A 21,784-nucleotide genomic window follows, 5' to 3' on the forward strand; every position below is an offset into this window, starting at 1 on the left:
TTGAATTTAAAGTTCGATTTTCATTTAGAAATTCAGGCTTAGGCCGAGATTGTAGTTTTTACTCAACGGGTAAGTATAACCTGCATTAAAGGCCCCTTCTACTTTTTCCGGATCAAACTGCTTCATAAACGGATCCCTGGCATAGGTCAGCAGGTTAAAACCATTCATATACACCCTCAGGCGCTCCATTCCTAATCTGCTCAGCAGTGCTGCATTGAAGGTATAGCCCAATTCTAAACTTTTTAATCTGACAAAAGAAGAATTTCTCCTCCAAACCGAACTTTCGGCATACAGCATGCCGACATCTGAGTTTAGCCTGGTGACAGGCCACTCGCCAGGTATCCATTCGCTGTCGAGGTTATAGGGATCTGCCTGATGCCACCTATCGAAAAAATAAGCAGGTAAATTACCCCTAAAGGCAAACATTTCGCCGTACACTTCATTAAACCTCATCGTATATTTTCCTGCACCCTGGAAGTGCAGGTTGAGATCAAAACCTTTCCATTGGGCACCAAAGGTGGCTCCAAAATTGATCAATGGTGTTCCGCCATAATTAAGCGGGGTGCGCGCATCCTCTCCGTTAATGATCCCGTCATTGTTAACGTCTTCATACATGAAATCACCGGGAAGCTCCCTTGTTCCGCCAAGTGCACCGCCATAGACCGGTCCTTGCCAAACTTCTTCCTGACTCTGAAACTGACCGGTGACAATGTATCCCGTTTGTCGGTTACCCCACCTACCTGCTTCTCCATTTAGCCATCGATCTCGTTGGCTTTGGAAAGGAGCCCGTTCCTGATAGCGGGTCATGGACCGGCTGAAATTGAAGTTTCCTCTCACATTGTATTGAAAATCATTGATGGTATTGGTGTGCCCAAGGGCGAATTCAAAACCAACCTGCCGGCTGCTATTCAGGTTTTCTTCAGGTAAGGTGCCGCCAAATGTGTTGGGAAGGGAAATATTTCGCCGGGCCAGTTGTCCCTTTCGCTCCCTGTTGTAGAAATCCGCTACCACCTCCAATTTTCCATTCCACATGGTCAGATCAAAACCGATGTCCGATAAGTGGTTGGTGGACCAGGTCAATAAACTGTTGGTAATGGCCGGTGATGCCAATCCATTGGTCAGGTTATTATTGGAAAATTCCCAGGTACTTACACCACCAAAGGTAAATCCGGGAAGGTACTGAAAGGGGGCCCCTTCATCCGAACCAATCACCCCATAAGAACCGCGAAGTTTCAATTCATTGATAGCCGGAAAATTATTTAGTATAAAGTTTTCCTCTGATATTCTCCATCCTACTGAGACTACTGGAAAAAAACCAAATCGCCTGTCGGGGTGATACCTGTAGGAACCATTGTAATTGAAAGCTCCTTCAATCAAATATTTTTGTGAAAAGCCATAGTTTACCCTCCCTATGTAACTGATTCGTGAGTTCTCATTATCCTGTCCGTCGTTTTGCAGATTTGTTTGTCCGGCAAATCTAATCTGGTCACTGGTATAAAAATCACCGTAATACCGTCTTGCAAACTGCCATCTGCTCCATCCCTTGATCTGCTCCGCCACCAATGTTCCGGAAATATCATGTTTTTGCCCTATCCGGGTTTTATAATCTGCCGATAACCGGAGCGTATAGGTATTACCCACATCTGTCCGTGCATTGATATTTTGATCGGCTCTTTGGACCAAGGGGTTATAGGTATCTGTTGCCGGGGTATAGGTATAAGTGGTGAAGCCTTTATACAGGTTTTTATTCATGGTATTTCCGGTATCAAATGATCCGGTTCCTGTAATGAACAGGTCTTTTACAAAAGGCACAGCAAATCGCAGTTCCGCCATTGTTTGGATGGCCCTGTTTTCTACTTCCGTATATCCGGACAAATCGCGGTCAGCCAATACCGTTGGGGTTTGGAAACCTGAAGAGACAAATCCCGGATACTGTGGGTTATCGTTGGCAAAGGGTCGCTCCGTGGGAAGGGTCACCCGGGTGGTTTTGAAAATATTAAAAAAATTGTCTCCGGGCTGGGATTGTTTATCATACCGACCGGATATCATCACCCTCGCTCTCAGGTTTTTTGTAAGGTCAGCGGTTATATTGCTTCTCAAATTTACACGATTATAGTCCATATCTCCACTTCTCAATAAACCACCGTCTTTTACATACTCCATACCAATATAATAGAGTACTTTCTCACCTCCGCCACTGGCAGATAGGTTGTGCTGGGTCTGCACCGCCTGATTTTTCATCGTGGCATCATACCAATCCACATTGGTATATCCGGGTAAGGTTCCATCCAGGTATTTTTGAAGTTCATCCCGGGTATAATAGGGAATACCGGCACCAGGGCCATAAATATTTGCATCATTCCTCATTTGGGCGTATTGGGCGGTAGTGGCCATTTGTGGTACATCGGTAGGCCTGGTGATGCCTGTCACTGCATTGTAGGTAAAGGAAGTTTTTCCGCGGTTTCCCTGTTTGGTAGTTACGATTACAACTCCATTTGCCGCGCCAATTCCATAAACTGCGGCAGAGGCATCCTTTAAGACGGAAATACTTTCAATATCATCGGGATTGATTCGCTGGAAAGCACCTGGGTCATTACGGATAATCCCGTCAATGACGAACATAGGAGTTCCGAAACCACGGATGTTGATCGAATTATCAAATGAACCCGGTTGTCCGGAATTTTGGCGGATATTCAATCCGGCTACTTTTCCCTGCAATTTTTGGGCAAGGCTGGAGTGGGTGGCAGTTTGGATTTCTTTATTTTCAATAGAACTGACAGCTCCTGTCAAGGTGGCCTTTTCTGCAAATCCATAGCCTACTACAATAAATTCGTCCAATTCTTCCTGATTGGATGCCAAGGCAACATTTATAGTAGTTCTCGATCCGATTTCTTCGGTTACCGTCTCCATTCCAATAAAAACAAAAGTCAATTGGTTGGCGTCAGGAGGGACACTAATAGAATAGGTACCATTTATATCCGAAATCGTTCCTCCTACCTGTTCTCCATCGCTGTTTGCAATGATATTGACCCCTGGTAAGGTGTTGCCATCGGCGACGTCTGTCACCGTTCCCCTGATTTCCCGGTCCTGGGCAGCCAGGCAAAGCGGGAAAAGGAAAATGAGGGTTATTGCGTAAATTCTTTTCATAAGATTTGAATCAATTATTTTTTGTAACTACTATTTTGGCAAACGAATTAAGGTGATTGAACCTTTGCTTAGGGTGGAGTAAAATAGTGCATAGTGAAAGGGGTTTATTGTTAGAAATAGTTACATCCTCTGGACAAATTCTTATTCAGTTCAGATAATTTCCTTATACAGGTTTTTATCTTTACCAATTTTTCAAGATGCCCCAACTTAATCTGGAAGAGGTGAATAATTCATTAATATTTGATTAATAAGAAAAAATGTTCAACATAAATATCTGATATTCAGATTTATAAAATTATTTAATTTAGTAAGCAATAGGGTTTGGGGAAATTTCTAAATAGAAAAATGTGGCCCATATGGAGCATTCGCCAGATATAAGACCAGGGACAAAATGATATCACCATTTATTTCAAAGAATCAATTCACGTGTTTCTTTTGCGGCAAAAACGTATAGAAACCTCCTGCTTGTTTACCGTTAAATACAAGCATAAACCTTCCATGGAGGGATCATTATTTAACCCTTTCACAAAAATAAAACAATGATGAAAACGAAAATTAAAGTCGGTTATTCCAGGTGGCCAGCTGTGACGGTTTTGCCCTGAGCAGTGTAGAACAAACGGCCGAGAAAGACGGAGACGTTTGGGTGCATATCAGTTATCTGGCAGCCAGGAGGGATTCTGGACTGAAGCAGGTCTGGCAATCAATACCATTAGATGGGAAAGGGAAAATCTAGGGATTTATTGGAATTTTGACCATTTTATGATTTCCATCCAGGTCATAGACAGGTAATGCAAGTGATCGACCCTGATCAGTCCAGCTCAGGCTTGTGTCAGAACCTATGCGATCAATATCCTGAAAAAATGAAACCTGATTGAGTTTGCCGCTGGAGCTATTAAAGGTCCAGACTTGTCGGGTTCCGGACCTATCCGATACAAAGGCGAGAATATTTTCATTAGCCGGCGAAAAAACTGGCGACATATCATTCCAGGGAGACCCCACAAACTCATGCTTCTGAACCTGATCCCCAAATTCCACGGTATAGATGTTGTAAACGCTCCTGTTTTCCACCGTGCTTAAATGATCTAAAGCTACTATATCTTTAAGGTTTGAGGCATCCATGCCTGTGGTTAACGGTAAGCCTGCGCCATGTTCCGGTAACTGAAAGGATGGCCAAAGTAGGTGGGTAATTCCTTCATTATCGCTTTTCCACAATCCCATTTTCCCCCTTTCCAAGGAATCTGAAAGAAACAACACCGAATTTTCCTCCTTCCCAAAGCTGGGAAACATTTGTTGGTGCCTGTCTTCAATTACAGGGTCTATTACCTTAGTTTCTACATCAAAAGTAAGTAAATGGGAGGGAGTATAACCTTGCGCTGTTTGGCTTAATCCTTCAGTTGTCGCAAAAATCACCTTTCGTCCATCAGCAGACCATTGCGGATGGTAACTATCCAATTTGACCAAATCAGTTTGCCCGGATACTATATCAAGTAAGAAAAGACTTAAGGTCATGAAGTCCTGTCCGGCTTCAGTCCATCGATAATTTGTAATAAAAGCCAGTTTGGTTCCTTGCAAATTTATTTTTGGATGATAAAGGGGATCCCAGCTTTCCAATTCCATCAATGTTTTGTATTCAGGAATTGGATGGGGAACTGTCATGATCCTATTTGAGCGGGTCGTTTGCCCGGCTCTATGTGCTGTCACATAAAACTCATGGGGTTGGCCATATTCCGAATTGCCCACCAAATAGGTCATATGGTCTGCATTTAGGCTTGCAATGCGGGTAAAATCGGTGCTTCCTGGGAATTTAGCGAAAACTTCATAGCTGCTTCCTTCTACAGTTGTTGGGTGGAACCAGGTTGTTAACCTGGAAATATTCCAGGTTAACATCACGTTACCATCTTCCATAATACTGGAAATTAAGAAGGGTGTACCGAGTACAGCACCTTCGGGAATAGGGTCATCCCATTTCTCCTCACAACCAAAGAAAGAAAATAATATAATCAGGCGAAGACACCAATTTTTCATAGTCTGTAACTTTGTCGCAACTTATCTAACAATTAAATTGATAATATCCCGGATTAACCTGATCAGCTACTACGTACCTAACCCAAGACGAAACAACCCATAAAAGTGTCACAACTGATCAAGCTTTTCCCTATAATTTCTGGATTAATTTTCATGAGAAGATTTAAAATGTGACTAAAAATAAATTAAAGGCAAAAAGATGAAGGGCCTGCATAAAACCGGATTATCCTGAATTTACCCAGGGGGTATTTTGGAAGATGGTGATGAGGAGGATTTTTGTGCCTTGATTTATGGGTCTTGTAGCCCTATAAACCTCAGTGGCAGGATTAAGTAGGACCTGACGGACATTGCCCAATTTGTCTTTTACCGGTGAATGTATTTCTTTAGCCTTTAAAATTTAAAACTATTTTTTAAAAAATACTTTTTATATTTATTAAAATGTATTTTAATGCATGTAAATTGTTTTTTGAACTTTTATAAACAGCTATGAATAAAAAAATTTCTGCAGCAATTGTAGCCGCACATGATGAGGATACTGGTCATAACAGCATGCCTGAATTCCTCCAAATTTCCCATATAAGATCCTTTTGCAACTTATTTTAATTTAATTATTTATTCTATTTATTTACTAAATCTTTAAACTATGAAAAAGGCAACACTTTTCCTTTGTCTATGTATGGTCCATTCTTTTTTGTTTGGACAAAGACTTCCTGAAAACGCTCAATTGAAGTGGGGAAATGAAATGAAGTTCAATAAGAAAATGACTTTATCAGAGATAGCTGCAACTGATGAATCCGGCTATTACCTGATCAAAAGGAAAATCCGACAGGAACTTCAGGAATCAAAAAAACTACCTTATTTAGAGAAATACGATCTAAATCTCAGAATGGTAAAAAGTGCGGACCTTTCCAAATTGGACCTGGCTGGAAAGCCCAATTTTGAGCACATCATGCAATGGAACAATCAATTATGGCTCTTTTTTACTACGGATCCCGGAAAAGGGGAGCAGGAAGGCTTGTATAGGGTAGCCCTGGATGCTCAAAATCTCCGGTTGGCCGGAAAAAGTCAGTTTGTAATGGCTGCCGAAGATAAGAAGGCAAAGCCGGGAATAGGTGGATTGGGTATTAATTTGAGAATAACTAGTCCTAAATTCCACTTTTATCCTACACCGGATGAAAGCAAGCTCCTGATAGTGCGTGAAAGTGGAGAGGTAAGAAAGAAACAGAAAGAGGTAAGTCTTCTCCTTGCCGATCAGCAGTTAAATCCCATTTGGACATGGGATGAAACCTTGCAGGCAGATTCCGATGAGCTGGAATTGGTAAATGCACTACTGGATAGCAATGGAAATGTACACCTGCTTAGCAAAAGCCAGCCTGCTGACGTAGCCTACAAAATTACTTCCTTATTTAAGCAGGAAAGGTATTTTTTTACACTTGTCAGCATAACCGGAGATGGAAAAAAGGCACTTCATAAAAATATCAATCTGGCTGAATATCAAATTAATGCAGCCAATATTCAGGTGAATGAGGAAGGTCACCTTTATTTTGGTGGTTTTTATACAGAAGAAGGGAAGGCCAACAAAAGTACAGGAGGCACTTATTTTCTGAAAATGGATGGAAATAACCAAACCGTTCTTCATCAGCAAACGGAGGCTTTTGATGTAGCTTTCCTTACACGTGGTCTTTCTGAAGGCAAAGCGAAAAAGACTTCCAAGAAACTGAAAAAAGGCAAATCAGTAGAAGATTCCTATTTCTTTTTAGACGAAATCATTGTAAAAAGCGATGGGTCTGTGGCCTTTGTGGGTGAGGACCGGCATGAATGGGTTACAAGTTCAACGGGAAGTGCCACCGGTTCTGGCATCCACACTACTACCAATACGTTTCACTATGATTACGGTAGTATCGTGATAGCGGAATTTGATCCCAATGGAACAAGAAAATGGGCGAAAAAAATCGTAAAGAATCAAGTATCTACCGGGGATGAAGGGTTCTTTTTTTCCTACTCTGTGTCCATGATCAACAACAACCTGTATTTTGTGTTCAATGACAACGTAAAAAATCTTGGCTACAACGGAAAGGGTAAAGTAGCCCGTTTTACTCCCAAAAGCTACAAAGAACACATGATGTCTGTCGCAACACTGGATAGCAAGGGTGCAGTTAGCCGAAGCTCTTTATCGATAAACAGCAACCGGAATCTCATGACCATCACGCCTGTGAATACCCAAACCGGTGATTTCGAAATGGTGGTGTACGGACAATACAAAAAGAAATACCGATTGGCCAGATTGGCCTTTGATCCACAAATGTTGGCTGCCGACTGAATAATGGGTCTTGTAGGTAATTGATCAATCAATCAATTGAACATTAAGTAAAAGGGAAAGGGCCTGGTAAAGGCATCCTTTCCCTTTCATTTTTAACTTTAAGTCAAATTATTTAAACCAAATTTAAAAAAGCATTTTGCGAGAACTCTACTTCTAATAAAAGGGCGGCGGCGGGTAAATCTGTTTGGTGTCTTTAGATTGTTCAGCCTTTACGCCAAAACTAGAGCCGAGCCTCATAATCGGCCCAAAATTGGATAATTCCCGACCTGGCATCCTTGTCAATGTTATCCTGATCTTGACTGGCTTTGGCTATGGCACCCGAAATGCCTCCGCCGAACTGTACTTCCATATTAGCGGCATTGACAATCCCATCACACTGATGCAGCGAAAAATCAACAATGTCGCCTACCATCAATTTTTTTGAAAAATTGAGCTCATCATACGATTTTTTGATTTCATGGCTGAAAAGTAGATTCGTAGCGGTATCGAAAACGACAAAGCAGAAGTCTAAGCCTGTTAATTTTGCGTTAGTGATGCTCGCTCCCACAATAGAAGCTACCAGTTTATGATTTTGATCTTCCTCGCTTACTCCTTGTCCATCAAAAATTCTTCCTTTAAATATCTTGCCCCCAATATATGGAATCGCCAGGCGGTTATTCCCGTTTGCTTTTGCCAAAGCAAAGCAGGCCGAAATCGCATTTTCTACAGAAAGGAGCGATGGCTCATAATAGGTCTGCGATGGAAAATAGGGCATCATGGTTCCCGTTGCCGCATGAAAAATCGAATTTATGTCAGGAGCTAATTTCCCCGCACCGGTCAAAAGTGCCGAACCTCTGGGTAGCAATTCTTTGCTTTTCAGGTCTGCAATTATGGTGGGTGTTAACGCTGAAATTTCTGCATAGACTTTGTTTTTTGAATTATAAAAAGTACTCATAAGGATGTAGTTTAGGTACATATAGTGGTAGGAGGTATTTAAAATTGGTTCTCAATTCATGATTTCATTACTAACTGCGACATATTTCGACGGACGCTAATTGCTCTTTCGGGTCCTCAATTGGCAGTAATATTTCACACCTTTGAAAATAAACGTCCCGAATTTACACCAAATATATTTCCCAGTTCCTGGTTTTCCTTCCATCTTTCCCTTCATCCAAGAACCTATTTGGAAATTTAAAATTGAATTGAAGTAGCATTGAATTGGGATGCATCCCAGGTGAAATTAGTAGGATATTTCAATGTACAACAATAGCCATTATTCGAAATTTATTTCCGTGTAGCGAATGGGGTAGAGGACCAAAATGATTTTAATCATCTCCCATTTTACTTGAGATCATGGCTGCCAGTTTCCATTGCCCCCTTACCTTACGGAGGTTGCGCACCTCATAGGTTTTGTAATTCTGATCACCGGTCTTCATGTTTTGTACATAGACAACAAAGGCCTGGTTACCGGTAACGGAAATGTCAAAGTCGGAGGTTTCCAGGGAGGCTTGAATGGGATTGGAATTGGTTTGCATATCTTCCTTCATGGTCTTGCTGATCTCCTCCCAACTGTTGGCTCTCATTTCCATATTTGTTACCAAAAAGGATACTTCCCTGCTGGAATCCCAATGTGATGCCCAGGCATCGTAATCCCGGTTCATGTAAGCTGTTGTTTCGCCTGTCAGAGCTTCTTTGATGGAGGCATGTTCTGATGATTGGGCATAGAGGATAGTCACCAGAAATATCAGGGCAATCGTGAGCGTGGTTTTCATAATTATTGGGTTTATTTTGAGTAAAATGAGATAGATATTGAATAAAACGACAGCGGAGAATCCTTTCCACTTTAAAACCATCCCTAATCAGCGATGATCCGGTTTTACGGGTCATGCGGGAAATAAATAGAATATTTATTGTAATAAAAAGGCAGTTGAAACGAATGCTAGGTAAAACTTTCCCTATAGCTGGTTTTTCTTACCCTGTGTAAAATGCAATTGCCTTAATTACGACCTGAGTGTGCCTATTCCTCCATTTTTTCCAGGTTGCCTATTTTTTCATAAAAGTTGTGGATCAACAAAATCAAAACGCCGAAAGAAATGGCCGAAACTATCAGTAAATTGTTTAAAATCCCCCCTGTCGAAAAAGAAAGTTTGATAAGGATGCTGTAGTCCTCCCACTGTGTGACGGGTACCTCATGCTCGATTTCATCTGAAGAAGATTTCGTTTTCTTTGTACTCCTTTATTTCAAACATTTTTACAAAAAAATAAAATTCATATATTTGATTCAAATAAAGGATAAATATATCCTATTACCTTTAAACAAAGGTAATATGGATTTCATGGGTTACTTCAAACTTTTGTCATTATGAAAACCGAAAAAAAATTATGGATTGTATTTTCTTTAGTGGTCGGCATTTCTTTTGCCGTGTTGGGGTATTATGGATATGAAATATACCAGGAGGCTCCGCCGATACCGGAGGAAGTGGTGGACGAATCCGGTACGGTCCTGTTTACAGGGCAGGATATCCGTGATGGGCAGAATGCCTGGCAAAGTATGGGAGGGCAGGAGGTAGGTTCCATTTGGGGACATGGTGCTTACCTTGCGCCGGACTGGACAGCGGATTGGTTGCACCGGGAAGCTTTGTTCTTTTTGAATGGAATGGCTCGTGAAGAAGGATTTGCCGATTATGAAAGTGCGCCTGAAGAAGACAAGGCGGCACTCAGAACCAGGTTACAGCAAGAAATCAGAGAGAATACCTATGATGCTGAAGCTGGGACATTGACGATTTCTTCTACCCGTTACGAAGCTTTTCAGTTTCTGAGTGACTATTATAAGGGCCTGTTCATGGGCAGCAAGGAATTGGAGGAATTGAGAAATTATTATTCCATTCCCGAGAATGCCATTCAGGATCCACAGCGGATGAAGGATATGAATGCCTTTTTTTTCTGGGCAAGTTGGGCCTGTGTCACAGAAAGGCCAGGAGATGATATCAGTTATACGCATAATTGGCCATCAGATGAATTGATCGGCAATAAAGCCACGGGTGATTTGTTGCTTTGGACCGGATTCAGTGTGATCATGTTGCTTTTTGGTACTGGATTATTGGTTTTCTATTATGCCAAAAACCAAGAGGAAGAAATAGAAGCCCCGCATGAAGACCCTTTGATGAGGCAGAATATTACCCCATCCATGAAAGCAGTGGAGAAATACTTTTGGGTAGTCAATTTGCTGATATTGGTTCAGGTAGCCATGGGAGTGATAACCGCACATTACGGAGTAGAGGGGAATCTGCTTTATGGCTTCCCTTTGGCTGAAATACTGCCGTATGCCGCTTCCCGGACCTGGCATGTTCAATTGGCCATTTACTGGATTGCCACGGCATGGTTGGCCACAGGTTTATATATTGCTCCATCCCTTACGGGAAGGGATCCAAAATTTCAAAAGGTTGGTGTCAATTTTCTTTTTGTGGCATTGCTGGTAATCGTGGTGGGCTCCATGGCCGGTCAGTGGATGGGCATCATGCAAAAAATGGGCTATGTGGAAAATTTCTGGTTTGGTCATCAGGGATACGAATATGTTGGACTTGGTCGGTTTTGGCAGGCCTTTTTGTTAATCGGTTTGTTTATTTGGTTGACACTGATGATACGGCCCATGATACCCGTTTTTAAAAGCAATACCAATGAAAAGCACTTGCTGACCATGTTTTTAATTTCCTGCGCTGCAATTGCCTTGTTTTTTGCCGCAGGATTGATGTGGGGAAGACAGACCAACCTGGCCATTGCAGAATATTGGAGATGGTGGGTTGTCCACCTTTGGGTAGAAGGATTTTTTGAAGTTTTTGCTACAGTGGTAGCAGCCTTCCTGTTTACCAGAATGGGGCTGCTACATATTAAATCAGCGAGTACAGCAGTGATATTTGCTACAGTCATCTTTTTGGCTGGTGGAATTTTAGGCACTTTTCACCATTTGTATTTTACCGGTACACCAAAATCAGTAATGGCCCTGGGTGCCACATTTAGTGCTTTGGAAGTCGTACCGCTTTTATTGATTGGTTTTGAGGCCTTTCACAATTACCGCTTGAGCAAATCCACAGAATGGCTCAAGGACTACAAGTGGCCGATTTACTGCCTGATCTCGGTGGCTTTCTGGAATTTTCTGGGAGCAGGAATCTTTGGTTTTCTGATCAATCCACCAATTGCCCTATATTACATGCAGGGATTGAATACCACACCTTTGCATGGGCATACCGCCTTGTTTGGGGTCTACGGGATGTTGGGTATCGGTTTGATGCTCTTTGTTTTGAGAAGCCTTTACAGAAATCAGGTTTGGAACAACAAATTGATTGGGTTTTCTTTTTGGTCGATCAATATCGGCTTGTTGCTGATGGCCTTTTTGAGTCTGTTGCCTGTTGGTTTGCTGCAGACGGTAGCCAGTGTCAATGAGGGCATGTGGTATGCCCGCTCAGCTGAGTTTCTCCAGCAGCCGGTCATGAACACCTTGAGGTGGATGAGGGTAATAGGGGACACCATTTTTGCCATAGGTATCCTTGCTTTGTTTGTGTTTGTTATCCGCCTTTTCTACGACAAGAAAAAAGTGAAGGCAGGAGAAAAGGTATCCGCTTAAAAACATGTTCCCATTTGTCACATTAACTGGCAAATGGGAATTTTTACTATCTCTATCCTGAAATAAAAATCCTCTTACTTCCTTACTTTCTTAAATGCCCCTTATTTTTTTATGATTATTTTATCCATTTGAAGAAAATACTTCCGGATTTCTTTAACCCTATATTATTGGACCAATGGGGAATCAGGTTGTAACTTGCTCTGTTAGAGGTAGAATGAGAAATAAATAATAAGTCCGGATACTTTTGCCAGCTCCTGAGTCTTGTAAAAAGGGCAAAATTTTTCTTTTTGTTGAAAGCTGCTCCTGAACGCTCTGTTTAATTGGTATTCGTTTTATTTTTCAGTGAACTCCTTTACATTTACTTTTATAAAAAATGAATATTGGTATATGGAACAAGTGGAGGAATTTTTTACCAAATTATTACTGGCGGACGATTGGCCGGCCCGTTGGCTGTGCGGGGAATGGACCTCATTTCACGGATGGTTATATATCACTAGCGACATTGCCATTTGGTTGGCTTATTTTGTGATTCCGGCCATTATTATCTTTTTTACCCAAAAACGGCATAATCTGCCCTTTTTGCCGGTTTTTTGGCTTTTCGGAGCGTTTATCATCCTATGTGGAAGTACTCATTTGATTGATGCATTGATGTTTTGGTGGCCTGGTTATCGGCTAAGTGCCCTGCTTAGGTTATTGACGGCTTTGGTAAGTTTGGCAACTTCCTTTGTGCTCATTAGGGATTTGCCAAAGTTAATAGCAGTGAAACCCAAAGACGAATTGAAAACCTATCAGTTGGAAAAGCAGCTCATCCAGTATGAAAAGGAAATTCTCGAATTAAAAACCCTTTTGAATAGCAAGAAAGAATAATGTTTTCAATTCGCCCACATGGAATGTTTATTCAAACGGCCATTTTGGTTTTCATGGCTTCATTTATTGCTGGTGTAGTGTACCTGATAGACCTGAATACAGATAGCACCGTTGCAGTAGCCAGTATGTATGCCATTGTTATTTTATACAGTTGGCTTATTCCAGGCAAGTTTGCAAGCGTTTTCACAGCATTCATCTGTTCTATTTTAACTATCTCGGCTGTCATTGAAAGCAAAGAAATCGTTGATAACCAAAGTGATCTTTCCAATTTAAATATGGTTATTTCTTTGGTAGTCATTTGGACCTGCTTTACTCTCGTATTCATTGCAAGGAGCGGCTTTTTCAGTCTTGAAAGGACCAACGATCAACTATCTGAAAGTTCTTTAGTCTTGTTGGATAAGGTAAAAGAATTGGACCTTAAGCAGCAGTTGCTATCTGATCATAAAAAGGAACTCGAAAATTTGAATAACGAGTTGCTGGCGAAAAACCGGGAACTTGAGCGTTTCACAAGTATAACCAGTCATGATTTGCAAGAGCCCCTTCGAACCATTGGAAATATGACCCATTTGATTTCCAAAAACTATTATGCGAACTTTGACAATCAGGGAAAAAAAATGTTAGGATATGTGACAACAGCTACCGAAAGAATGTCAGCGCTTATCAAAGGACTGTTGGATTTTAGCAGGTTAGGCAATAAGCGAGATTATGAATTGGTCGACTGTCAGGATTTGGTAGACACTATTGTACAGGACTTGGATGCAGCGTTGACTGCCAGTAAGGGCAAAGTCATTTTCAACGAGTTACCTCTGGTGAAAGGTAATCCTTTGGAATTACGCATGTTATTTCAGAACTTGATCTGTAATGGACTCAAATTCTCAAAACCAGCTGTGTTACCAATCATTGAAATAACTGCCAAAAAGGATAATAGACAGATAAAATTTTGTGTGAAGGACAATGGCATTGGGATTGAGGAGGCAGATTATGATAAAATATTTTTGATTTTCCAACGTTTGCACAACGTAGAAGAGTTCGAGGGTACTGGCCTGGGCTTGGCCTATTGTCGTAAAATCGTTGAGCTTCACGGTGGTAAAATATGGGTTAAATCAAAAAAAGAGGAAGGAAGCTCTTTTTATTTTACACTGGCTAAAATTTTATGAGAGAACCAAATAACAAGTTGGATTGTGTCTTGCTCATTGACGATGATGAAGCAACAAATTTCTATCATACACTGATTTTGGAAGAGGAATGTGAATGGGTGCATATTCAATCCGTAAATTCGGCCAAAGAAGGGCTTGACTATTTGCTTGGTAAAGGAGTATATGCCAATTCTCCTCAGCCAGGCATTGTTTTTTTGGATATTAATATGCCGGGTATGGACGGTTGGGAGTTTTTGGAAGCATATGATGAACTATCAAAAGATATTCATGATCGAGTCGTAGTGTCCATACTTACCACGAGTTTTAATCCAGGAGACAAAGATAGGGCTGCAACCATTCCTTCAGTAAAAGAATTTGCAAACAAACCTTTGACACCTGAAGTTTTTTGGAGTTTGGTGGATAAAAATTTTTAAATCAAACAATTTGGGTATCTATTGATGGATTAATCAGACAAAAGGCCTACGGATGCAAGAGTTTGGAACTTCGTCGGTACAAATCAATCTAATGCTATACATATTCTATCAATTCAAGCCAAGATTAATTTGATTCTGATTCGTTGGATTATAACTCCCTGCTATAAAACATATCTATCAGCTACCAATTACCTCTGAAACGAAGAAATCGACGGTAAGTGAAACCTCAAATCAACCTTAGGGCTGATTTGAGGTTCATTAAAAAAATTAAAATTTCATTGAGCCATTAGGCTGAAGCAAAAACCTAAATGTATAATAGGGACTTGGAGAACGCATCGGATCAACTTCTGCAAGAGGAGGATTGTCCTGGTAATAGGATAGGATTTCCATTTTGGCATACTTGCCTGCATTGGTCCTGATGAGTATCACACGGCCCGGGATCGGACTAATGACATGGGTGCCGGGGTTGTAATTGTACCAACCGTTTCCGGAACCTGTTGGAATGGCCATTCCATCGGCGCCATCGCTATGGAATGCCACTGAGGAAGGAACCTCATTCAATTCATCAAAGGCTGCGGTCACCACAGTTCCCTGTGCCGAACCAGGACCACTTGTCCCGCTGTTCACGATAAGTGTCGTTCCTTTAAAAGCAATGTCCCAATTCCCATCCCGATTGTCTACTTCCTGGTTATTTTCCAGGCTGAAATAGCGGAAAGGTCGCTCCTCCGTAATTTCTCCGGTACTCCTGTCGATCACATCATTGGGAGCATAAAGATTCTCTACGGTTTTTGCCTGAGGGTCATTTTCCGGTTCCTCTACTTCGGAACTTTCGCATCCTGCGTTAAAAGCAAGCAAAAGAATGCCTGCCAAAATTTGATTCCATTTGATCATTGTAATGATTATTTATATTGATTAATTAATTGATGAATCGGTAATTTCATGCCTGCAAACAAGACCCTGCCCGGATTGGTGGGCGCGTAAATGGTAGTTTGATTGAAAAGGTTAAATCCACCTGCTTCGAGCATGATTCCATTGTTCAGGGCCTTGTTAAGGCTCAGGTTCCAACTGATAAGTCCGGGAGCATATTCTGCGGAGTCGTCCAGTATGAGGTTCCCATTCACATCGCCAAATCCAAATTTACCCCTGTAGATGACCCTGAGCGCCATGTTTATGCCGGTAGTGGATTCCTGGTAGTTGATTTTCACATTGCCATTATGCCGGCTCCTGTTAAATAAGCCGCCGTAATCGCTCCTTTGAACCCGTTGGCTGCGGTTTTGGGCATCCCGGCGGAAAAGTTCTCCTGCATCGATTTTTTCCAAAACATCCAGGTCCTTTGTATCCAGGTACATGTAACCCAGAGAAAATTGCAGGTTTTCCGATACCCGAAAGGTCCAGTCCAATTCCGCACCCCTGCTGATTACCCTGGCAATGTTGAAATAGGAGAAGGCATTTTGGCCGGAGTTCAGGCGGGCTACCAGAGCTGTTTCGATCAGATTGGAAATGTTGTTTTGAAAAAAATTGCCCTGAAACAATAAGTCCCCCGAGATTTTCCACCTAAACCCTGTGTTGATGGCGCGGGAACTTTCTGCCTCTAACTGGCCAAATTGACTGGAGTTGAGCAGCATTTGTTGTACCAATCCCTGGGATTGCAATCTTGCTATGCCCTGCTGAACCAGATTGGCCCCGAATACATAATAGCCTGCAGAAGGATTGTTGAAATTCAACAGCAACTGCCTGAAATCCGGGGCCTTGAAACCTGCCCCAAGTGAAAGTTGCCAGCTAAATCGTTCATTGAACTTGTACATCCCTGAAATCTTGGGACTGATTCTTTCACCATACTGGCTGTGCAAGTCTGCCCTTACTCCGGTAACCAGATTCCACTTTTCTGAAGGATCCCATTGGTGGTGTAAAAAGACATATCCGGCATCAAATCGATTATTGTCATCATACCTGGTGGCTTCCACGGTTTCCATCAGATGACCTAGCCCAATTGTGATGAGTTGTTTGGAATCCAATTGAAGGTCTGTCTGGAATTCTGTCCTGTGGTAATGCTGCTTGAAATCCTGCTCATCCAGAATTGATCCATCCTCTTGAAATACCGTCAGGGTATGGGTCTGGAAGAGGGAACTCATGCTCCTTAGCGTCATCTGCCATTGATCGTTGGGACGAAAGCTAATGGTAGGGTTCAGGTTCAGGTCCATGCGTTCTCCATTCAGGTCAGCCAATCTTGGACTTCCTTCTCCAGCCACCTGCATGCTATTTTCCGAATTTTCATTATAAAACCGGGAATAAACCTTAAAATTCCACTTTTTGGTTTTCTTACCGATTTTAAATTGAGCCGTACTGGCTTGATATGGACTTTGGGTTTTTCCTGGCACCTCGGGAGTTATATCAAATCCATCAGTCGAAAAGCGGTTGAAATAGGCATAAAGGTTCCAGTCATTCTGGTTCATGCCGATCTCTCCGCTGAGGTCAAGGGTGTTGAACGAGCGGTACCTGGATTCCAGGTTGGCAACAATCCTTTCCTGACTTTTTTTAGTAATGATGTTGATTACTCCTGCCATGGCCTCGCTTCCGTAAATCGCACTGGAGGGACCCCGAAGGACTTCGATCCGTTCGATATTGGAAACTGCAATCCTATCCAGGTCAAAAGTTCCAGCGGTCCGGCCTATCAGGGGTTCTCCATCCAGAAGTATCAATATATAATCCGACGAAAGTCCCTGCATTTGCAGACCTGCGCCATGATCTCCCACTACCTGCAGGCCTGTTTGTTCACGGAGTATCTCCGAAAGCCGCATGCCCCCTGTTTCCTGGATTTTCTTTCGGGTAATGATGGTGACCGGCATGGGCAAATCTTCTACACTGCGATCGGTTCGGGTGGCAGCTACCACCACTTCCCCCATCTGCCCGATCTTTTCCCTTAAATTGAACTTGTTTACCTGGCTGAGTTCTCTGGCCTGGAATATCCTTGTATCATAACCCATGGCAATTATTATGATCTCCTGGTCCTCCTGAAGGTTATCAGGAAGCTCAAATGAGCCATCATTACCGACAGTAAGCACCTGTTCAGTTCCAATTTTCACCAGGGCATGGGGGATGGGATTGCCCTCAACATCCTGAATATAGATTGGATCGGAGGCAAAAGCCAGGCTGGGGATAATGAGCAACCCGAATAGCCCGACAAGTATTTTATATTTATTAAGATTAATTCTATACATAAGACTAAAATTTTTCCCGGTGCTGGTTCTACCGGGAAATTTTTTATAAACTGTCTATCAGATTTTTCCAGCGTTCATTTTGCGGAAGTCCGGGCTTTCTCAGTCCAAATAACTGGGCAATCATTTCGCCATCCTTGTCGAACAATTCCAAAGAGGAAACCAGCCCATCATCGGTGTTTTTGTGAACCACCCATGCCTCAGCAATACAAGTTTCATCCATATGCATGTTAAAATCAGGATCCATTACGTTGAGCCAATCCCCCAATTGGCGGATGGTACGCACTTTTCCCTGATGAATTTGTATGTTCCCCTTGTTGCCGGCGAAAATCATGATTGGCATCTTTTCATCCGATGCTACCTCCAGGATTTTTCGGCTGGATAACCTGTCTACAGGGTAGGCCCATTTTTCTCCTATCCATTTGATGGCATCCAGGCGGTGCACATTGTATTTCCGGAGCATTCCAAAAAAATCATGGGTGTCTTTCATATTTTCCCAATCCTTTGCAAAAGCCTCCCTGTCTACCGCACTGGCATAGGTTTGAGGCTCAAAAGGAAGGGCCTGTATTGGATCACTTTCCTTCTTTTGCCGATAGGTGGCTACCATGTTGTCATACGCATCCTGGTTGCTATTTTCCTGCAGGTAGATTTTTAGAATTGCATCCCCCGCCTGATCAAAAAACTGAAAGCTTCTCATGGTGCCACGTGCGGTTTCAGTGGTAACGGCAAAACCATATTTCCACTTGTTCAAAAACACCCGCTGCTCAATAGGGCCTATTACTGTGGCGATTTGGCTTGGAGCAGTGCCATGGATGGTGATTTTCTGGAAATTTCCCTTGTGTTCAAGTACACAACCGTCATTTCTGGTTAAGGCCATCACTTTTCCCAGTTCCCGGCAGGAGAGAAGGATCCTGGCCCAATCATCTTTTAAACGAATGGGTGCCGGATTTTCAGTGGTCAGCAGTAATTCGAGTTCTGAAACCTCAAGGATTTTTGCTGCATCCCTGATTCTTGTTTTCGGTTGATTGGCCTTTAGGGTTTCCCAGGCATCCTTTAGTGCTGTGGCTGAGGGATATTTCAATGTAGTTTCCATAATCAAGCAAATTTGAAATTAGTAGTGTATGAACTTTTTTTGTTGGGAGCGAGGCTGCTGACATAGATCGGGGCCGCAGGTCCATCCGTTTCCACATGTATGGGGTAATCAAAATTTCGTTGAAGGTTTTCCGCAGTCATCACTTCCCGGATGGGCCCTTGTTTTATTACAGTACCATTTTTGAGCAATACCGCATTGTCGGCATAATTAGCGGCCAGGTTGAGGTCGTGTAAGATGGCCAGAATCCCGATATTTCTATGTTTCAATTGCCCAATGATCTCCAGAATATGGTGCTGCTGGGCAATGTCCATACTGGAAGTGGGTTCGTCCAGAAGCAGGTACCTGGGAAAACTTTTGATTTCCCAAATCTGGCACAAGACCCTTGCCAGCTGAACCCGTTGCTTTTCTCCCCCGGAAAGGTTGCCATATAATTGATTTTTCAGCTCCCAGGTATGGGTGGCTTTCATGACCTCCTCAACGGTGTTGGACGGATATTTCTTTTTGGAAAGCATAAGTCCAAGCATCACCACCTCAATGACCTGGAAAGGGAAAGTCATGGTACTGTGCTGAGGCATCACCGCTCGCAGATGAGCAAGTTCCTTTGGTTTTAAACCGCTGATGGGGAGACCATTGTACCTGACCATGCCCTGTTTACAGAGTAATTCCCCGGACAATAGCCGGAAGAGGGTGGACTTACCTGCACCATTTGGTCCCAGCAAAACGGTCATCTCACCCGGCTTCAGATGAATGCTGACCTGGTCTACAATAGGTTTATTATTGATACAGAAATGAATGTTTTTCGCTTCCAGCATATCAGGTTCTTATTTTTTTCACGTTAATGATCAGCCAGATAAAAAAAGGCGATCCGATAATAGCCGTGATGATTCCGATGGGCATCTCTGCAGGCATTACCAAAGTTCTGGCCAACAGGTCCGCTCCGGTAAGCAGGCAGGCACCTAATAGAAAGGCTCCTGATAAAACCAACCGGTGATCAGCACCAAATGAAAGCCGGATCAGATGGGGGACGATCAATCCCACAAATCCAATGGTGCCGGTCATGGATACGCCCACGCCAACCACCAGGGCACTCATAAAAAGTACAATGTATTTTACCTTTTGCACATTCACCCCCATGTGGAAAGCCTCGTTTTCCCCCAGTGCCAGTGCATTGAGATTGCGGTATTGAAGCATGATCCAACAAGAGGGGGCAAGAATCAGTAAAAATGCAATTTTGACCTTATTCCAATTGGCACCCCCCACATCCCCCAGGCTCCAGAAGGTAAAATTCCTTATGGCCGCTTCATCCGCATAAAATATGGCCAGACCTATCAAGGCACTTGAGAGGGCAGTCAGGGCAACCCCGGCAAGGATCAACAGGGAAATATCTGTTTTGCCTCCATAATTGGCCATTTTGTAAACCAACAGGACGTTGATCAAGCCACCAACAAAAGCAAATAATGGAAGACTAAAGCTACCAAAAAGACCGGTAATCCAGGGAAAGGAGGCCCCAAAAACAATAAAAATCACAGCAAATAAGGCACCTCCGCTGCTCACCCCGATCAGTCCGGGTTCTACCAGGGGATTTCTGAAAAGGCCTTGCAGGGCCGCTCCGGATATACCAAGTCCTCCCCCCACCAACATAGCCAGCAACACCCTGGGAAATCGTATTTGTAATAACACATTGGTTTCCTGAACAGTATAACTTCCAGACACTATTCCCAGCTGCTGCAATAGAATGGAAATGGCATTGGAGAAAGGAATCGAAAATGCCCCGATAGATAGGGAAAAAACAGCAAGCATCACCATCCCCAAACCCAAAATGGATAGTACCAGGTTTTGATGTTGCATTTTCGAATAGACCAGGTTTTGGATCATCGTTCCTCGCGGTTTACACTTTTGGCCAACTCCAGTGCTGCCTTTCCTACTCTGGGGCCAAAACCTGAAAGATAAAGGCCATCAAAAGCCAGGATGCCATCCTGCTGAACGGCTCTGGTTTGTTCTATGCCTTGGATGTTTCTTACCCCTGCTTTGCCTCCCAGGGATTGGAGGCTTGATTCAAAAAAGAGCAGGTATTCTGGATCCATGGACACCAGGGCTTCTGGTGTCAGGGGGATAAAATCTTTGAAGCCTTTTCCAACGGATGTTATGGCTGCCATTTGAAGGAGAGATTCCGCAAAAGTATCCTCACCCGCCACAAATACGTTTTCCTGCCCCCGGGCCATGACAAAAGCCATTTTTGGCTGCTTTTTTAGTTTGGAGGTGTAAGTTTCCAATTCCTGGATATCCCGGTCTAATTTTGCGGCCATTACTTTCCCTTTTTCCGGTACTTCCAAAAATTCAGCCAATGCTTCAATTAGTTTATAGGTACCAGGGAGATCTTTGGGCTTTTCAAATTCATGGATTTCCAATTCAGCAGCTTCCAATTGTGCCACCACATCAGCTGTAAGGTAGCCAGATTCCATTAAAAGCATGTCCGGTCCCAGGGCCAGGATGCCTTCTGCTTTGATCTGGTTGCGATATCCTATGGAGGGCAATTCCTGCATAGCCAAAGGGTAGGTGGAAGTGATGTCGGTGGCGATAATGGATGCACCAAAACCCAGTTCATAAACGATTTCCGTAATGGTTCCTCCGGCAGTGATTATCGTTTGGTTATTTGAATCCTTTTCTTTGGATCCGGATGAACAGGCCATAGACAGGAGTGAGAATAGAATGAGGTAATGCTGTTTCATTTATTAAGATTGATTATAAATAGATATGCAAATATTACTCTATTTGGATTAAATCCAAATTAATATTAATTGAAAATTTCTATGGATATTCAATTTTCATAAATAATTTTTAGGGGGAAACACCTATTCATCATTTCTAATTTTCTTGCATTATTTTGGGACAAAAATATTTCCGAATTTTTTATTTATTTATTCAACCAAATGTCTTAGGCGAAATG

At 42.6% G+C, this 21,784-nt stretch carries 16 protein-coding genes; 6 read left to right on the forward strand and 10 right to left on the reverse strand.

Annotated elements, in window-relative coordinates; all coding sequences use genetic code 11:
* Positions 1-24 precede the first annotated feature (24 nt).
* On the reverse strand, positions 25-3,147 hold the full coding sequence (locus tag G9Q97_RS17965) for a SusC/RagA family TonB-linked outer membrane protein (RefSeq protein ID WP_166149339.1): 3,123 nt from the start codon (positions 3,145-3,147) through the stop codon (positions 25-27).
* A gap of 574 nt (positions 3,148-3,721) precedes the next feature.
* On the opposite strand from G9Q97_RS17965, the gene G9Q97_RS17970 reads away from it, so the two are divergent.
* Complete coding sequence (locus tag G9Q97_RS17970) at positions 3,722-3,880, forward strand: hypothetical protein (RefSeq protein WP_166149341.1); 159 nt, start codon at positions 3,722-3,724, stop codon at positions 3,878-3,880.
* Here G9Q97_RS17970 and G9Q97_RS17975 read toward each other — a convergent pair.
* On the reverse strand, positions 3,877-5,172 hold the full coding sequence (locus tag G9Q97_RS17975; protein WP_166149343.1) for a TolB-like translocation protein: 1,296 nt from the start codon (positions 5,170-5,172) through the stop codon (positions 3,877-3,879). The two genes, G9Q97_RS17970 and G9Q97_RS17975, sit on opposite strands and share 4 nt — an antisense overlap.
* A 643-nt stretch (positions 5,173-5,815) precedes the next feature.
* On the opposite strand from G9Q97_RS17975, the gene G9Q97_RS17980 reads away from it, so the two are divergent.
* Positions 5,816-7,492 carry a hypothetical protein gene (locus tag G9Q97_RS17980; protein WP_166149345.1) on the forward strand — a complete coding sequence of 559 codons (1,677 nt, stop codon included), beginning with the start codon at positions 5,816-5,818 and terminating at the stop codon, positions 7,490-7,492.
* Between the two features lie 220 nt (positions 7,493-7,712).
* Here the strand turns inward: G9Q97_RS17980 and G9Q97_RS17985 are convergent, their stop codons facing one another.
* Together G9Q97_RS17985 and G9Q97_RS17990 are read right to left on the reverse strand one after the other, a co-directional pair.
* Positions 7,713-8,426, reverse strand: coding sequence for a macro domain-containing protein (locus tag G9Q97_RS17985; RefSeq protein ID WP_166149347.1), 714 nt, complete (start codon positions 8,424-8,426; stop codon positions 7,713-7,715).
* 370 nt (positions 8,427-8,796) lie between these two features.
* Entirely contained in the window at positions 8,797-9,243 is a 447-nt protein-coding gene (locus tag G9Q97_RS17990) for a nuclear transport factor 2 family protein (RefSeq protein WP_166149349.1), read from the reverse strand.
* Between the two features lie 590 nt (positions 9,244-9,833).
* Here G9Q97_RS17990 and G9Q97_RS17995 point away from each other — a divergent pair.
* From G9Q97_RS17995 to G9Q97_RS18010, 4 genes are all read left to right on the forward strand, one after another.
* Complete coding sequence (locus G9Q97_RS17995) at positions 9,834-12,092, forward strand: nitric-oxide reductase large subunit (RefSeq protein WP_166149351.1); 2,259 nt, start codon at positions 9,834-9,836, stop codon at positions 12,090-12,092.
* Between the two features lie 387 nt (positions 12,093-12,479).
* Positions 12,480-12,959, forward strand: a complete 480-nt coding sequence (locus G9Q97_RS18000; RefSeq protein ID WP_166149353.1) for a hypothetical protein — start codon at positions 12,480-12,482, stop codon at positions 12,957-12,959.
* Positions 12,959-14,116, forward strand: a complete 1,158-nt coding sequence (locus tag G9Q97_RS18005) for a sensor histidine kinase (RefSeq protein ID WP_166149355.1) — start codon at positions 12,959-12,961, stop codon at positions 14,114-14,116. The genes G9Q97_RS18000 and G9Q97_RS18005 overlap by 1 nt, the downstream gene beginning before the upstream one ends.
* Entirely contained in the window at positions 14,113-14,529 is a 417-nt protein-coding gene (locus G9Q97_RS18010) for a response regulator (protein ID WP_166149356.1), read from the forward strand. The genes G9Q97_RS18005 and G9Q97_RS18010 overlap by 4 nt, the downstream gene beginning before the upstream one ends.
* Before the next feature lie 267 nt (positions 14,530-14,796).
* Here the strand turns inward: G9Q97_RS18010 and G9Q97_RS18015 are convergent, their stop codons facing one another.
* From G9Q97_RS18015 to G9Q97_RS18040, 6 genes are read right to left on the reverse strand one after another with little or no spacing between them, the layout of a single operon-like run.
* Positions 14,797-15,420, reverse strand: a complete 624-nt coding sequence (locus G9Q97_RS18015; RefSeq protein WP_166149358.1) for an HmuY family protein — start codon at positions 15,418-15,420, stop codon at positions 14,797-14,799.
* A gap of 8 nt (positions 15,421-15,428) precedes the next feature.
* Positions 15,429-17,747, reverse strand: a complete 2,319-nt coding sequence (locus G9Q97_RS18020; RefSeq protein ID WP_166149360.1) for a TonB-dependent receptor — start codon at positions 17,745-17,747, stop codon at positions 15,429-15,431.
* 43 nt (positions 17,748-17,790) lie between these two features.
* The gene (locus tag G9Q97_RS18025; RefSeq protein ID WP_166149362.1) at positions 17,791-18,837 is read right to left on the reverse strand and encodes a hemin-degrading factor; all 1,047 of its coding nucleotides are present in this window, start codon (positions 18,835-18,837) and stop codon (positions 17,791-17,793) included.
* A 2-nt stretch (positions 18,838-18,839) separates the two neighbouring features.
* The gene (locus G9Q97_RS18030; protein ID WP_166149364.1) at positions 18,840-19,649 is read right to left on the reverse strand and encodes a heme ABC transporter ATP-binding protein; all 810 of its coding nucleotides are present in this window, start codon (positions 19,647-19,649) and stop codon (positions 18,840-18,842) included.
* 1 nt (position 19,650) lies between these two features.
* Positions 19,651-20,712, reverse strand: coding sequence for a FecCD family ABC transporter permease (locus G9Q97_RS18035; protein WP_166149366.1), 1,062 nt, complete (start codon positions 20,710-20,712; stop codon positions 19,651-19,653).
* Positions 20,709-21,566: a heme/hemin ABC transporter substrate-binding protein gene (locus G9Q97_RS18040; RefSeq protein ID WP_166149368.1), complete on the reverse strand. Its 858-nt coding sequence runs from the start codon at positions 21,564-21,566 to the stop codon at positions 20,709-20,711. The genes G9Q97_RS18035 and G9Q97_RS18040 overlap by 4 nt, the downstream gene beginning before the upstream one ends.
* Between the last annotated feature and the right edge of the window lie 218 nt (positions 21,567-21,784).

The organism is Cyclobacterium plantarum, assembly GCF_011290685.1.
Taxonomy (GTDB): domain Bacteria; phylum Bacteroidota; class Bacteroidia; order Cytophagales; family Cyclobacteriaceae; genus Cyclobacterium; species Cyclobacterium plantarum.